The sequence below is a fragment of the Paraburkholderia sp. GAS33 genome (genome assembly GCF_050436645.1).
Lineage (GTDB): Bacteria > Pseudomonadota > Gammaproteobacteria > Burkholderiales > Burkholderiaceae > Paraburkholderia > Paraburkholderia phenazinium_B.
The window spans coordinates 915,304-930,415 of the sequence record NZ_JBNDMP010000001.1 but is presented as its reverse complement, the minus strand read 5'-3'; the positions used below and the strand labels follow the sequence as shown (position 1 = coordinate 930,415).

At 59.8% G+C, this 15,112-nt stretch carries 7 protein-coding genes; 1 reads left to right on the top strand and 6 read right to left on the bottom strand.

Features of this window, described 5'->3' with window-relative positions; all coding sequences use genetic code 11:
• Positions 1-304: 304 nt before the first annotated feature.
• Positions 305-6,259 carry an AAA family ATPase gene (locus P3T24_RS04300; protein WP_429432723.1) on the top strand — a complete coding sequence of 1,985 codons (5,955 nt, stop codon included), beginning with the start codon at positions 305-307 and terminating at the stop codon, positions 6,257-6,259.
• A gap of 772 nt (positions 6,260-7,031) precedes the next feature.
• On the opposite strand, the gene P3T24_RS04295 is transcribed toward P3T24_RS04300, so the two are convergent.
• The 6 genes from P3T24_RS04295 to P3T24_RS04270 all read right to left on the bottom strand — a co-directional run bounded on the left by P3T24_RS04295 (position 7,032) and on the right by P3T24_RS04270 (position 15,084).
• Complete coding sequence (locus P3T24_RS04295) at positions 7,032-8,198, bottom strand: IS91 family transposase (protein WP_429432721.1); 1,167 nt, start codon at positions 8,196-8,198, stop codon at positions 7,032-7,034.
• Positions 8,199-8,218: 20 nt separating this feature from the next.
• The gene (locus tag P3T24_RS04290) at positions 8,219-9,094 is read right to left on the bottom strand and encodes a tyrosine-type recombinase/integrase (RefSeq protein WP_429432719.1); all 876 of its coding nucleotides are present in this window, start codon (positions 9,092-9,094) and stop codon (positions 8,219-8,221) included.
• A 215-nt stretch (positions 9,095-9,309) separates the two neighbouring features.
• On the bottom strand, positions 9,310-9,936 hold the full coding sequence (locus P3T24_RS04285) for a hypothetical protein (protein ID WP_429410803.1): 627 nt from the start codon (positions 9,934-9,936) through the stop codon (positions 9,310-9,312).
• A gap of 135 nt (positions 9,937-10,071) precedes the next feature.
• Positions 10,072-11,331, bottom strand: coding sequence for a hypothetical protein (locus P3T24_RS04280; RefSeq protein ID WP_429410801.1), 1,260 nt, complete (start codon positions 11,329-11,331; stop codon positions 10,072-10,074).
• 345 nt (positions 11,332-11,676) lie between these two features.
• Positions 11,677-13,152: an alkaline phosphatase family protein gene (locus P3T24_RS04275; RefSeq protein ID WP_429289058.1), complete on the bottom strand. Its 1,476-nt coding sequence runs from the start codon at positions 13,150-13,152 to the stop codon at positions 11,677-11,679.
• Positions 13,153-14,004: 852 nt separating this feature from the next.
• Entirely contained in the window at positions 14,005-15,084 is a 1,080-nt protein-coding gene (locus P3T24_RS04270; RefSeq protein WP_429432717.1) for a zinc-binding dehydrogenase, read from the bottom strand.
• Between the last annotated feature and the right edge of the window lie 28 nt (positions 15,085-15,112).

Genomic DNA, 15,112 nt, shown 5'->3' with positions numbered 1-15,112 from the left:
CGGCGGGTAAAGGCACGGTGCCAGCGTCATCCAAAGTTATCCGAACCAGCGGCGTATAACTAGTTCTACAAACGGTTGAGCCAATAGCGCGACGGTTTGCACAACTCATACGAAAGTTCGAATCGTCAGTAGGATTGTCTGCTGGCTCGAATGGCCTTTCGAGTCCATCGGGGTATTTCGCAAGACAGCACTTCGTCCTACGCGAGCCCGCTTATCGAACGGCGGCCAGGCAATAGCCAACGAACTCAAAAGCGGGCAAAATCGCCGCTGAGCGAGCTATGCCACGGCAAAAACGGTCTTGAATATGGATATCACTGCATGGGAATTCGAGCCGCTACGCGAAGACAGAGATTTTTCGCTCTATCGCGCACGGCAGCCCGGCAGTTCGGTTTCCGTGCTCGCGCTAGTCGCGGCGAACTCGAGCTCGCGGTGTATCGGCCGCCTCGAGCACGAATATGCGCTAGCGGCGCTGCTTGACCCCAGTTGGGCGGCGCAGCCACTGGCGCTCAATCGCCACAAAGCGGCTCCCATGCTCGTCCTAGACGACAGGGGCGGCACGCCTCTGGCGCGCGACCTTGGCCGGCCACTTGAGATGGCGCGGTTTTTACGTCTTGCCACGAACCTTGCGGTCGCAATTGGTCATGCGCATCGGCGCGGCCTGATACACAAAGACATCAAGCCAGCGAATGTTCTCGTAGACGGTAACGATAACGTCCGCCTGACCGGCTTTGGTATCGCGACCCTGCTGCCCAACGAACGCCAGCAGCCCACGCCCCCCGAAGTTGTGGCGGGCACATTCGCCTATATGCCACCCGAGCAGACCGGGCGCATGAACAGATCGATCGACACCCGTAGCGATCTCTATTCACTCGGTGTCACGTTGTACGAGATGCTTACAGGGGCCCTTCCATTCACCGCAACGGACGCGATGGAATGGATACATTGTCACATTGCCCGAAAGCCAGCGCCGCCCAGCGAACGCGTCAGCGCAATTCCGCGGCCCGTCGAGGGCATTGTGCTGAAGCTCCTGGCCAAGACCGCTGAAAGTCGTTACCAGACTGCCGCAGGCGTCGAAGCGGATCTTCGCGCGTGTCTCGCAGCATGGCAGGCCCATCAACGGGTCGCCCCATTCCTGCTCGCGGCGCAAGACGCATCCGACCGACTGATGATCCCGGAAACGCTGTACGGACGCGAGCCCCAGATAGAGGCACTGGTCGCCGCATTTGATCGCGTGGTCGCTAGCGGCACAACCGAAATGGTGCTCATCTCCGGGTATGCCGGTATCGGCAAGTCTTCGGTCGTAAATGAACTGCACAAGGTGCTGGTGCCTCCCCGAGGCCTGTTTGCTGCGGGCAAGTTCGATCAGTACAAGCGCGATATTCCTTACGTAACGCTTGCACAGGCTTTCCAGTCGCTTGTGCACAATCTGCTGAGTAAGAGCGACGCCGAGGTTGCGTCGTGGCGGCGAGCCTTGTTGGACGCGATGGGCCCGAACGGCCAGTTGATGGTGAACCTGATTCCGGAACTGGCGTTAATTATCGGCGAGCAGCCGGCCGTTCCCACGCTACCGCCGCAGGACGCACAGAATCGCTTCCAGATCGTATTCCGCAGATTCATCAGCGTGTTCGCCTGCCCAGACCATCCGCTCGCACTGTTCGTCGACGACCTGCAATGGCTGGACACGGCAACGCTCGATCTCGTCGAACACCTGGTCACGCACCCAGACGTCCGGCATCTTCTTGTAGTCGGCGCGTATCGGGACAATGAGGTCAGTCCATCGCACCCGCTCACACGAACGTTGAAGCTGATTCGCGACGCCGGGGGAAAGGTACAGGAAGCGTCGCTCGAACCGCTCATGCCTGAACATCTCGCACAGTTGGTCGCCGATTCGCTTCACTGCAGCCGTGCGAGCGCCCAACCGCTCGCGCAACTCGTACATGACAAGACCGGCGGCAATCCCTTCTTCTCAATCCAGTTCCTCACGGCACTGGCCGAGGAAGCGCTGCTCGCATTCGACCATCATGCCCTGACGTGGGTCTGGGATCTTCAACGTATCCGAGCGAAAGGATTCACCGAAAACGTCGCTGACCTCATGGCCGCAAAATTGAGCCGGTTAGCCAACACAACGCGGATTGCCCTGGGGCAGCTTGCCTGCCTGGGAAACGTCGCCGAGGTCGCCACACTGAAACTGGTCAGCGGTGAACTCGCGGAGGCGATTCACGGGAAATTATGGGAAGCCGTTCGGGCGGGCCTCGTTTTTCGGATAGAGAATGCCTACGCATTCGTCCACGATCGAATCCAGGAGGCCGCCTATGCCCTCATACCTGAAGGCGAGCGCGCCACCGTGCATCTTCAGATTGGCCGCTTGCTCGCGTCGAGAATGGCGCCTGAAGAAATCGAAGAGACGATCTTCGACATAGTGAACCATCTCAATCGCGGTGCGACGCTTATTACGATGCAAGAGGAGAGAGAGCGGGTCGTCACGCTGAATCTCCGCGCGGGAAAGCGGGCCATGAGTTCGACGGCATACGGCTCCGCGCGTAACTATCTCGCGCAAGCGGCGGGGTTGTTGTCGTCCGATGCCTGGACACGGCACTATGCGGAGACTCTCGATCTCTATCTCGCGTTCTCCGAGTGTGAATATCTGGTGGGCAATTTTGCAGCGGCGGACGCGCTGTTCGACAGGATACTGGGAAGAGCCTACTCCAATCTCGACCGTGCCAAGGTTTACACCCTACGCATGAAGCTATACCAGGTAGCCGGAAAATATGATGACAGCTTTGCCGTTGCGCTCGATGCGCTTCGCGATTTCGGCGTAACCATTCCTGAAACGGACGAAGCGATTCGCGCGACGGTGGAGGCCGAGTTCCGCGACGTTCCGATCAATCTTGCGGGGCGCGCAGTTGCCGAACTTCTCGATGCACCGGTGGCGCAAGACCCGGCCACGCGGGCAGTTATCGATCTGTTTGTCGAAGCCATGCCCTGCGCCTACATAGGGTGGCCAGCGCTGTTTCCGCTGATCACACTCAAGGCCGTCAACCTCTCGCTGCAAGAAGGCAATACGGACCAGTCGAGCTATGTGTACGGCAACTATGCCGTCATGTTGGTCTCCCTAGTGGGCGACATCACCGGCGGAGTCCAGTTCTCCGAAATGTCCCTGCTACTGAACGAGAAGTTCAACAACTCGCGCTTGCGCGGGAAACTGCTTCACCTGCACGGCGACCATATCAACTTCTGGCGCAGCCACATTGCGACTGACCTACCGATCCTGGAGCGTGCTATCCACGCCTGCCTCGAAGTCGGTGACCTCGTGTTCACCGGTTATCTGGCATTCGAGACGCTATGGCAGTTGATTGAGAAGGGGGAGATGCTTCAGGATGTACAGGAAATGTCGGCAAAGTACGCCGCGTTCGCGCGGCAAAGTCGGAACCTAGCAGTCTGCGAAACGGTGCGACTCGAGCAGCAATTTGTCGCCAGCCTTCAGGGCCGGGTGACGACCACGCTGACCCTGGACGACGACACGTTCGACGAAGTAGCGTGTTTCGACGTTATCACCAAAGCGGGCTTCGGCTGCGGCATCGTCTTCTATCACATCATGAAGCTGGTGCTCGCCTTCCTTGATGGCCGGTGCGCCGAGGCGCTCGACAGCGCTGTCCGGGCAGAGGCCGTGCTCGGTCCCGCAATGGGTATGCCAATCGAGGCGACGTATTACTTTTTCCATGCGCTTACTTTGGCAGCGCTCTATCCGACCGCTTCCTCGGCACAGCAACAAGACCATGCGCTTGGTCTCCAGATCACAGTCAAGAAGTACGAACGGTGGGCCGAAAGCTGCCCCGAGAACTATCGTAACCGCTACGCGTTAATATGCGCAGAGATCGCACGCATCGAAGGCAGGGACCTCGATGCAATGCACTTTTATGAGGATGCCATACGTTCGTCCCGAGAACATGGCTTCATCCAGAATCAGGGCCTGGCACATGAATTGGCCGCACGCTTCTACTCTGCGCGCGGCTTCGATGCGATCGCTGAAACCTATCTGCGCAGCGCTCAGTCGTGTTATGCCCGCTGGGGCGCGGATGGCAAGGTCCGTCAACTCGAACAGACCAACCCGCAACTGCGCCGGGAATCCTCACGTCCAGACAGCACCGTTGCGACCTCCGCAGAGCAACTGGATCTCACCACTGTCGTCAAGGTATCGCAGGCGATATTCAGTGGTGTAAACCTGAATGAACTGCTACACACCCTAATGGTTCTGGCTCTCGAGCATGCTGGTGCCGACAGGGGGTTGCTAATTCTGCCTTGGGGTGACGGCTGGCGCATCGAGGCCGAAGCGACCACGGTGCGGGAAGCTGTCGAGGTCCGCCTTCCGCGCACTCGTCTGATGCCCGGCGCCCTCCCCGAGTCCGTTTTGCGCTACGTCATCCGGACCCGCGACAGCGTACTGCTCGACGACGCTGCCGACCCAAGCCCGTTCTCCGGCGATGAGTACATTGGGCGTCGCCGTTGTCAGTCGGTTCTGTGCCTGCCTCTCATCAAGCAGACAACACTCATCGGTGTCCTATACCTCGAGAACTGCCTAGCCGCTCAGGTCTTCACGCCAGCCCGAATTGCAGTGCTTAGATTGCTAGCTTCACAGGCGGCAATTTCTCTCGAGAACGCGCGCCTCTACGCCGACCTCCAACACGCGGAGGGGCTTCTGGCGGACGCACAACAGCTCAGCCACACGGGCAGCTTTGACTGGCACGTCGCGAGTGAGGAGATCTCCTGGTCCGAGGAGAGCTTCCGAATCCTCGGATACGATTCGGGCATCCGGCCCACGGTCGAGTTGCTGCTCGCCCGGGTTCATCCGGAGGACACCGCCCTGGTCGAAAAGGCGATCGCTCGGGCCGTGCACGAGAGACAGGGCTTTGATATCGAATACCGGTTGCTAATGCCGGACCTGACGGTCAAACACCTGCACGCCGTGGCGCACGTTGTGCTGGATGAACCGGAAGCGTTGCGAGTGGTGGGTGCGCTAATGGATGTCACCGTACGCAAGCAGGCTCACGCAGCGCTGGAACGCAGTGAGCATCGCTACCGCAGCCTCTTTCGGAACATGCCGGTCGGCCTGTGGCAGACGGAAGCACAGCCTCTGATTTCGATGATGATGGAACTGCGGGCGCAAGGCGTCGAGAACCTGTCGGCCTACATCGATGCACATCCGGAATGGCTCGGCCGCGCGCAGGAATTGCTGATTGTAGAAGAGGTAAACAATTACGCAGTGAAGATGTTCGGCGCGCGCGATCGCGGCGAGTTACTCGGCAATGTGTCATGGGTCTGGCGCGTTAGTCCCGGAACTTTCCGGCGGATTGTAGAGAGCCGATATCGGGGCGAGGAGCACTTCGAGGAGACGACGCGCATGCCAACGCTCGACGGAAGGATCATCGATGTGCAGTTCACTGTTGCGCGCCCCCGCGTGACTAACGATCTGGGCATCGCGTTGATCAGTCTGGTTGACCTGACCGAGCGCCTTCGCGCCCAAGAAATGCTGGAGCGCCTGCAGGCGGATTTTGCGCACGCCGCGCGTATATCCATGCTCGGCGAGCTGACGGCTTCGATTGCTCACGAATTGAAGCAGCCACTTGCCGCCATCGTAACAAATGGCAACGCGGTGCAGCGCTGGCTCGGGCGGCCGGTTCCTGAAATCGCAGAAGCGCGCAACTCCAACTCCAGCATGGTTGCCGACGCGCACCGGGCAGCGGATATTGTGAGCCGTATTCGCGGCATGGCGACCCGGCAAACTCCCGAGCACAGGCTGGTTCGGCTCGACGAAATCATCGAAGGAGTATTGGTGTTCTTGCGTCACGAAGCACAGACGCGCGGCGTCACGGTATCGCATGAGCGAGCTCTCGCAGCGTCACGGGTGCTCGCTGATCGCGTGCAATTGCAGCAGGTGATCGTCAACCTTGCGGTCAATGCCATGCAGGCGATGGACCAGGCGCGCAGCCCCCATCGCAGAATCACGATCCGCACGTTCATGCCGGATTTCACGACGCTGCGTTGCTCCATCGAGGACAGCGGTCCGGGGATTGTCTCAGAGGACCTCAACCGACTCTTCGAAAGTTTTTTCACGACGAAGCCTGACGGCATGGGCATGGGTCTGCCTATCTGCCGCTCGATCATCGAAGCTCACGGTGGTCGCATCGAAGCGGACAACGATTCGGCGCATGGAGGCGCGCGTTTCTATTTTGAGCTCCCGGCCGCAATTGCAGCGGGTTGATCTAGGCAGCTACACCCCGGTAGCGTTCCTCCATCGTCCGAGACTTTCCCACCCTCGAGAGCTGGAACGGACGCCGATCGGAGGGTCGCCTAAGCTCCCGGTGACGGGTAGTCTGGCAGTATCCGTTCAACGTCGACGGTTCGGCAAGCTCTCGGGAGTAGTCAATTGATCGTGGATCTTGCTACCGCGCACTTTCGGACGAACTACAGCGTGCGGTAGCCTTTCGTTGCCGGAGTCCTGGTGGTTGGCGACCGCCTCAGGCGATGGAACCGCGCACATTACTGATGCTCGACCGGTCGTCTATAGAGCGAGGCAGCCGTACCGGCACCTACGACAGACTCACCGACTGACGCCTCCTTGCCCCCGGACGTTCAACTACTCTCCGTCGACCGCCTTCGCAGCTGCGGCATGAATTTCCCTTGTCGTTTAGGTTTGTTTGACGCCTGCCCTCGACCATGAACCCGTGAGCGAGCGACAACGCGTGCGGGCAGGCGTTGAATAAACCTCGAGGAAGGAAACCGCGGAGTGATCCGATGTGATCAGCGTCTTCGCTATGGCGATTGATCAATCTGACCAGCGTGAGTTGCGCGTCGACGAGGTGCGATGTGAGCGCGCGGAGAGACGTGGACGAGGCAATGGTGAGGATACGATGCTCGATTTTGAGTTCGGAATCTGGCTGTACAGCCGTGCAAGACGTCCAGGACGCAACGGTCCACTATTCGGCCGCGTTGTCGCAAAGCCGACGGTTGAGCTGCAGACAGGAGTAACGCGTTCATGAATGGGCGGCCGTTGGTGGTGCGCGAATCGGAACAGTGCGCGTGGGAATTTCGATGACGAGCATCGGCGCGCCGCAATGCCGACAGATGAAGACGGGTCGATTGACGACCAGCGGGTCCTGCGGTGGCTGGCAGGGTTCAGGCGCAACGCCGAGCAACGTGCGAATCTTCGCCAGGTTGGTGCGGCGCACCGGGTTGGCGAGCAACCCGTAATGACGGATTCGATGGAAGCCGGCGGGCAGCACATGGAGCAGGAAGCGGCGCATGAATTCGCTGGCTTCGAGCGTCATCGCTTTATAGCGGGTACGGCCCTTCTGCCGGTAGTCTTTCCAGCGGAAGCTCACGCTGCGGCCGTCGAAGGCGAGCAGACGCTGGTTAGAGATCGCGACGCGATGCGTGTAGCGTGAGAGATAGGCGAGCACCGCGTCAGGGCCCGCAAACGGACGCTTGGCGTACACAAACCATTCTGAGGCGCGCAGCGGTGCGAGCCACTGCGCGAAGACCGCCCGGTCGGCGAGTTGCGCGTACTGGCCGAAGAACTGGAGCCGTCCGCGCTGATGTGCATCAGTGAGTGCTTCGAGGAAGCGCCTGCGAAACAGACGCGAGAGCACACGCACTGGCAGAAAGAAACCGGGCCGGCACGCGACCCAGCGATCGCCGTTTGCTGAGAGGCCACCGCCAGGGACAATACCGTGCACATGCGGATGATGCGTGAGCGCTGAGCCCCAGGTATGCAGCACGAGCGTGGCGCCAATGTTGGCGCCCAGGTGCCTGGGATCTGCGGCGATGGTACGCAGCGTCTCGGCGGCGATATCGAACAGCAGTCCGTAGATAACGCGCTTGTTGTACCAGGCGATCGCACTGATCGGTGCAGGAAGCGTGAAGACGACGTGGTAGTACTCGACGGGCAGCAGGTCAGCTTCGCGCGCTTCGAGCCAGCGGCGTGCGGCGCTGGCCTGACACTTCGGACAATGCCTGTTTCGACAGGAGTTATAGGCGATCTCGGTTCGTGTGCAGCCCGAACAGCGCAGCACATGCCCGCCCAGCGCCGCACTGCGGCACTGTTCGATGGCCGACATCACCTTCAGCTGCCCGAGGCTCAGTGCTACCGTGCGTCGCCACGTGGCCCCGCAGGCGCGGAAGATGTCCGCGACCTCCAGCATCGGATCGGACCGTGCGCCAGTTAGTCGGTACGCAGGCGCTCCAGTGGGCTGACGACTTCATGCAGCAGGTCGGTGGCGACCTGGGCATAAAGCGCTGTCGTTTCGAGTTTCTTGTGGCCAAGCAGCACCTGGATTACCCGGATGTCGACCTTCTGTTCGAGCAGGTGCGTGGCGAAACTGTGGCGCAGCGTATGCATCGATACGCGCTTGTCGATCTGTGCGGATTCAGCGGCAGCGCGAATCGCACGATTGAGCTGCCGTGGAGTCAGCGGATCAACAGGATCAAGTCCTGGAAATAGCCAGCCGCCATCGGGCATCTTGCCCTGGGCGCGGGCCACGCGCCACCAGACCCGCAGGCGCTCGAGCAGCACCGGCGAGAGCATGGCATAGCGATCCTTGCGACCCTTGCCCTGTTCGACCCGAAGCGTCATGCGTTGGCTATCGATGTCGCCCACCTTGAGTGCGACCACTTCGCTGGCACGCAGGCCCGTGCCGTAGGCGAGTGACAACGCCGTCTGATGCTTCAGATTCCCTGTTGCCGCAATCAGTCGCCGGACCTCGTCGGGGCTGAGCACAACTGGCAGTACGCGCGGCACGCGCACCGGCTGCATCCGGGCCATTAATTCCGGCTCCCGCAGCGTGATCTCGAAGAAGAACTTCAGCCCGGTGATTGCGGCATTGAGGGAGACGGGCGACGTTCCGCGATCGACCAGATACAGCTGGTAGTTTCGCAGGTCTTCGACAGTCGCCGTGTCGGGTGAGCGTTTAAGATATCGGGCGAATTCACGCACAATGCGCAGGTAGCCTGCCTGAGTCTTGGGGGAAAGCTGGCGCATGCGCATGTCGTCCGTCATACGCTGACGCAGAGGGCTGACGCCCGGTTGATTGGAGGTCATGATGCAGCTCCGTTTGAGGAACGAGGCGGATTGCCTCGACCTCCAACATACGGAACTGCGCAGCAGACTTCCCTGAACCCCTCACGCCTGGCCGGAGCCCCCTACCGCGCGAGCGGTTTCGTTCTTCGACCCTGAGCGGTCCTTCAATGTTCTTGACAGCGGCCCTTCGTCCGCCTCGTAATCCTCCAGGCGGGCCACCGCTATTGTCCCTGCGGCTAGTTATTGGCCGCTGTTCTGCTCGTTCTTTGAACAGAACAAACTTTCTCCATATCGAGTGACGGCGTCACGCGGTAAGCAACTATCTCCGTGTTGGTTTCTCCCTCGTCCCAGAGAACGGCGTAAGAGCGGCTTCGCCACGTTTCGAAGTAGACGAACGATCTGCCGCAGTACCCGGCTTCTTGAGAGAAATCATCGAGAATCGAGTTGCTTATCAAGCGGTAGCCATCGGCAGCGCGGGTGAGATAGGTATCGCGTACGCAATAGGCCGTTCCCACACGCCGGGAGATTCTGACGATAGGCTGGGATCGACCGGGTATCGCTATTTCTGTCGCATGACCAGTCGTATCGGCGTATTGAATCAGCTCAGTTCGGATGGCGTCGGCCGAAGCGGGTGCGGCTTGTTCCCAGAACCGAGCAGCCCGGGTCTGGTCTCCTGTGCAGTTGTCGAAACATAATTCTCTCGAGCCTAAGTTCGAGATATCAACATGTGGATGCTGCTGTTGCAACCGGGACAATTGTTTTTCGAAGTGCGCGCATGGTGTTTGCGCGTCAACTGCGTAGGAGTAACTGCTGAGGCACGCCAGGCAAGCTCCAAGAACAAGGGCAATCGGGCGTTTACGCATTTGCGGAACAATTCCTTTGAACGTCCAGTTTCGTCGCCTCGCCCTGCCTGAGTTGCGAATTACTCTCGCTCGAACAGCGTTATGATGCCAGCCGCTAAAGTGCGCCGGCGGCCGAGCGTGGCGCGCGACCGGGAATTACAGCTTATGGTTGATGCGGACGATCACATCCCGGCGCCGTCGCAAACTCTTGTTCTCTGCTCCGAAATATTCGGAAACGAGCTTGTACCCGAACGACATGCCTGTGCTGACAGCAGCAGCTGTCGCTGCAATCGCAGTGGTAGAGCCGGTCATCGCATTCGATACGGTGCCGGTAATCAGCCCGACACCGAAGTCCGAAACGGAAAACTTGGCGTACTTTTTCAGAGACGTTTCAGTCTTCAGCTTTGACGCGATGCTCGCGATTTCCTCCTTGATGAGCACCTTCTGGTCGTCGTCATTACAGTAGGCGACCTCGGCAATCGTATTCTTGAGTTGGTTCAGTAACTCAGAATCGTTTTTGATTGCGACAATGTCGTCCCAAAGCGCTTCAGACAAGTTCGGCACCTGTATGGAACTGACGATCTGATCAGTTTTCGGTTTAAGGATTCCACCCGTTCGTACATAGTCGTAAACGAGCCGGTCGCCAGGTAACGTATCCAAAAAACTTGATGAATATTTGCTGGCGACGATGGAATGTATGAGTCCCATCACTAGGATTTCTGCCTTGTCTCCGAACCACATCGGATCGCCCTTCAGCAGCCCTTGCGATGGCGAGTCCTCAGCGACTTCAAGACCGATCGGGCCAAGGCGCACGCCAGCTGAATATTTGGCCTGTTCAAACCGTTGCGTAATTTCCTTGATCACGTCCGGCTTCTTCTGCAGATCAACGACCGACTTCCTGAGTAGTTCGACTTCGGGCTCCACCGCTACCTCCCAAGGTTGAAGAACGATGTGTCCAGCGTCGATCAAAGGCCTAAGCTTAATCAGTTGCGCGACCAGCGGCGGCAGAGTCGAGTTGAGGAACGCGAAGCGTTCGGGTATGTCAGTGGACCAATAGTTCTTCCACGGCGAGAATATTGGGGGGACTTTGGAATAGCTCTTGTTACCACTTTCTGGCAAGCGCTTCCAGAGTGCCGAAGCGCGCGGTGCCAACAGACTGTAGAGTGGGTCCGGCAGCATGACCTGCTTCGAGAACAACAGAGGTAACGCAAGCTCTTCCGCGCGCTTCCTGCTTTCCACAATCTCTGTCGCCGTGAAAAGACTCTGGTTGAAGCGTCCTACCGATGGCGGCAAGGCTTTCAAATAACAATTTTGGATGTCATCGGCCATTTGCCCCGTGGCTTTCCGACTGAATTTGTTGAAATCAAGGTTGGGACGATCAAGATCCCATTTTTCTATAACACCGAAAATATTCATTCTGCTGCGAGCCTTGTTGCCAAGCCTAAACAGCCAATATAGCCCAGAAATCTGTACGCTAGATGAACGCCGCTGGACGCGGTGCATCTAGCCTAAGTGTCGGCCAACGTTTTTCGACGTCAACGCGTCCGATGAAACAGTTGCGCGCTGCACCGATGGGTTGCGACTGTTCCGCTGCAGTCTTGGATTCACGCGTTGTTGACGATCCGCACGTTGATGTCGAACGTCCGAAACTGGCCGCCTGCTGCCTGCTGCCCGCTGCCCGCTGCAAAAGCGACTGTTCCCTACGACACGCAAAGTAATGATCTATCGGAATCCCCCGAAGCGTCCAGCTATCGCTACACCTTACGGTCCCGTCTTGAATCCCAACGAGGCCGCCTTGGCGCGCAGATCGGCAAAGCGGTCCGCCGTCGGGTTGACGGTGAGTTGAGAATTATCGACGGAGGATACCGAACTCGATGATGCGGGCGCCGCCGCACCCGAGCACAGGCCGCCGAATGGACCCTGAGCAACTGTGATTGCCGGCACATCAGTGCGCGGCGCGTCGGTGAAGTCGAGCGCGTAAGCGAGATTGAACGTCGCGGAATCGCTGCCACGCACGCCGAGCGGCGCCAGCCCAAAGCGCCATTGCAGGAGCGCGTGAATCGAACTCGGATCGAAGGGATAGCGCGTCACGGAGCCTGCGCGAACGCGTGGACCGAGGAGTGCGAGCGGCACGCGGAATCCTAGCCTTCCATCGTTGCCCAGCGCGAGCTCATTGTTGCTGATCGGCCGTATCGGCGGCACCACATGTTCGAGAAAGCCGCCCCATTCGTCGTAGACGACGATCATCAGTGTGCGGCTCCAGTTCGGGCTCGTGCTGAGCGCGTTGTAGACCTGCGCGAGAAATGCTTCGCCGTTGCGGATGTCCGCGTGCGGATGATCGTCGGCGGAAACGCCCTGCTCTTCGCCAGCGAACATCGGGTCGACCATGCAAAACGGCGGCAATGTGCCCGCTGCGGCGTCGGAGAGAAAGTCCGAAAACAGATGTGAAATGCCAAGATAGCGGGTGCCGTACAGCGCCGTGAATGGCACGTCGTGATAGTAGTAGTTGCAGCCGACATTCGCCGCGCTCAGGTTGTCCCAGATCGTCCGCAGCGTCGACGTATCGACCGTGTCGTCGAGTCGATCAGTCGCCCCGCTATGCAGGTAGATCCGATTTGGATACGTGCTGGTCAGCACGCCACTGAAGTAAAAGTCACCGATCGTGTAGCTTCCGGCAAGCGCGTTGAAGAAGCCGAGATCCGCGGATGCGTAATAGCCGATAGGCAGCAGATCGCCGCGCACCTCGCTCGTATCGGGCGTCAGTAGCCATCCGTCCATGGCACCGGCAGCCAGCTGGGTCCGAGCGCCCTGATAACTATGATTGGGATCCTGATAAGCGCACGCCTGGTAACCATACGACGAGTTCGCCGAGAGCAGGAACGGCGTCTGCACCGCGCCGAACGCGTCCTTGAACTGCTGGTTCGCGGGCATCCCCTCGGCGCCGGGCACCCAGCTCAGGAAATGGTCGAAGGAGCGATTCTCCATCGTCACGAGCACAATGAAATCAATGCCGGACGTGGACGGCGCCGGTAACGCCGGACGCGCGAGGCTGTAACGGTCGCCGCCGTCCGGTGAGGGAACATCGGCAATCGACGGCGCAGGCGCGTCGCCGTTCGGGTTGCTAGAGCTGCCTGCGCCCCCACACCCCGTCAGCGCGACGCTGCCCGCAACGGCGGCGACTCCAGTGAGAAACCTGCGACGGTCGTGAGGGTGGCTTACCTTGTTCTCGTTGTCCATGGCTTATGTCTCCTTGGGCGGCAGCCAGCGGTGACGCCCGTCAGTGTCTCGACGAGCCGCGACGAGACATGATTTCCAGCGCAAGCAGCGTTATAAGCTTTATTGGGGTCACGCTTGCGCTATTCGCTTACGGGATACCGCCAGGTGCGCGCGCAAATGAATCGAGCCGGCTCGATCCGGGCGCAGGCGGACTCGTCGAAATCAGCAAGAAACGCTCCCAGATTTGCCGATGGTCCTCTGGGGAACTGCCCCTCAAGGTGAGGTGGCAATTGACACCGTGCTGGCCGAGATGCGCCGGATGGCATCGTCCAATGAAGGGCCGCAGTCAACGGTAAAGCCGACGTTCAAATGTCCGCTCAATGGCATGGGCGAATGGCCGTAGCTGGCCGCAGCCCGTCCGCTGCAATCAGCATACGTTGCCTGAAACTTACGGGCCGGGGATCGACAGCACGCGCCCCGGAGCGGTCAGTCGACTTTCCCGAAAGCGGCCGTCGTCAAGCGAGACGCAGTCGAGCCCGCTGAGCCGACGCCAGTCACATGATGCACCGCCGGACCGCACCTGTAACCGGACCTACGCAAAGTGCCAGAACCGATCTTGCCTTCCACGATATGGAACCTGTCGCTGAGCGCAGCGTATGAATACGCACCCCGTCAGCAATATCCGAATGACGGCATGCTCCGGCATCCTGAATATAAAGAGCGCCTGTCATATCGCGGTCAAAAATTCCGTGCGACAAGGTCTCGTACACCCTGTTCCAGTCGTAATCTGTCAGGCGCGATCCGGCGTGGCATTGTTTGAAAGAAACGCCAGCGCGCTGGCATCGCCTGACCGAAGTGCGGGAGAAACCGCGTTCATGGATGGACTACCGTCATCCTGAACGGGCCGCCATTCGCCGCAGCGTGACTGACGGCCTCGTTCACGTCGTCGAGTTTGAAGGACGTCACGTCGAAATGTCCGAGATCGAGCAGACCGCCGCGAATCAGACCTGTCATTCGCGTGACCGCCTCCGGCGGGTACATCCATTTGCCGCGCACGGTGATGTCGTTGCGCATGATCCACGGGTACGGCAGATCGAGACCATCGCCGCCGAGCATGCCAACACCGCCCATCAACACGACACGTCCGTAAGGCCGCACGGCCATCACCGCGGCGCGCACGGTCCTCGTGGTCGCGGAAGGCGGCAGCAGATCCATCACGCAGTCGATGGGTGCTCCGGCAGCCGCACGCATCCGTTCGCGATCGTCGTCCTCGTTGCCTGTGAGCTTCACGGTACGGATACGTTCGCCGAAGCGCCTTTGCAGATCGGCGAGCACGCCTTCATTGCGTCCCGGCGCGACCACGCAGCGCACACCCATCGCGAGGGCGACGGCGACGCACGCGCTGCCAAAGTTGCCGGTCGCGCCGCTCACAAGCAATGTCTCGCCAGCCTGCAGATTCGACGCAAGCAGCCCGCCGTACGGAACCAGCATGGTGTTGAGCGCGCACCATTTCGCGGCATCGGCGGGATCGATTTCGCCGATGCGAATGGCGTTCTCGGTCGGCACGCGCATTTGTGCGGCGAATGGGCCGTCGTGGAAGTGGCGCGCGAGCCGCAGGCCGCCGTCGCCGCGTGCACTCCAGCCCTGCAATGTAATGTCGGGCGTGAGCGCGTCGTCGCGTGAACGCACGGTCGGGTCGCAGAAAACCCAGTCGCCTGTTTCCAGATGTGTGGCGTCGGGGCCGAACGCACGCACGCGACCGATTGCCCCGCAGCCAGGCACGATCGGCAATTCGTTCTGGTAGCGGCGCTCGCCGCTGAACACTTCTTGCGCATATGACAGCACTGGCGCGGCAACGACGTCGACGATCACTTCGCCGGTGCCCAACGAAGGATCTGCTGCGTCTTCAATCGCAAGCGGCTTGCCGAGTGTCTTCAAAATCGCTGCTTTCATCTGCGTTCCCCTTTGATGGCCATTGGAC

What these genes read in the sequence shown, in the direction of transcription:
- P3T24_RS04290 (WP_429432719.1), bottom strand. Translation starts at nt 9,094, where the DNA reads ATGACCTCCAATCAACCGGGCGTCAGCCCTCTGCGTCAGCGTATGACG.
- P3T24_RS04295 (WP_429432721.1), bottom strand. Translation starts at nt 8,198, where the DNA reads ATGCTGGAGGTCGCGGACATCTTCCGCGCCTGCGGGGCCACGTGGCGA.
- P3T24_RS04280 (WP_429410801.1), bottom strand. Translation starts at nt 11,331, where the DNA reads ATGAATATTTTCGGTGTTATAGAAAAATGGGATCTTGATCGTCCCAAC.
- P3T24_RS04300 (WP_429432723.1), top strand. Translation starts at nt 305, where the DNA reads ATGGATATCACTGCATGGGAATTCGAGCCGCTACGCGAAGACAGAGAT.
- P3T24_RS04275 (WP_429289058.1), bottom strand. Translation starts at nt 13,152, where the DNA reads ATGGACAACGAGAACAAGGTAAGCCACCCTCACGACCGTCGCAGGTTT.
- P3T24_RS04285 (WP_429410803.1), bottom strand. Translation starts at nt 9,936, where the DNA reads ATGCGTAAACGCCCGATTGCCCTTGTTCTTGGAGCTTGCCTGGCGTGC.
- P3T24_RS04270 (WP_429432717.1), bottom strand. Translation starts at nt 15,084, where the DNA reads ATGAAAGCAGCGATTTTGAAGACACTCGGCAAGCCGCTTGCGATTGAA.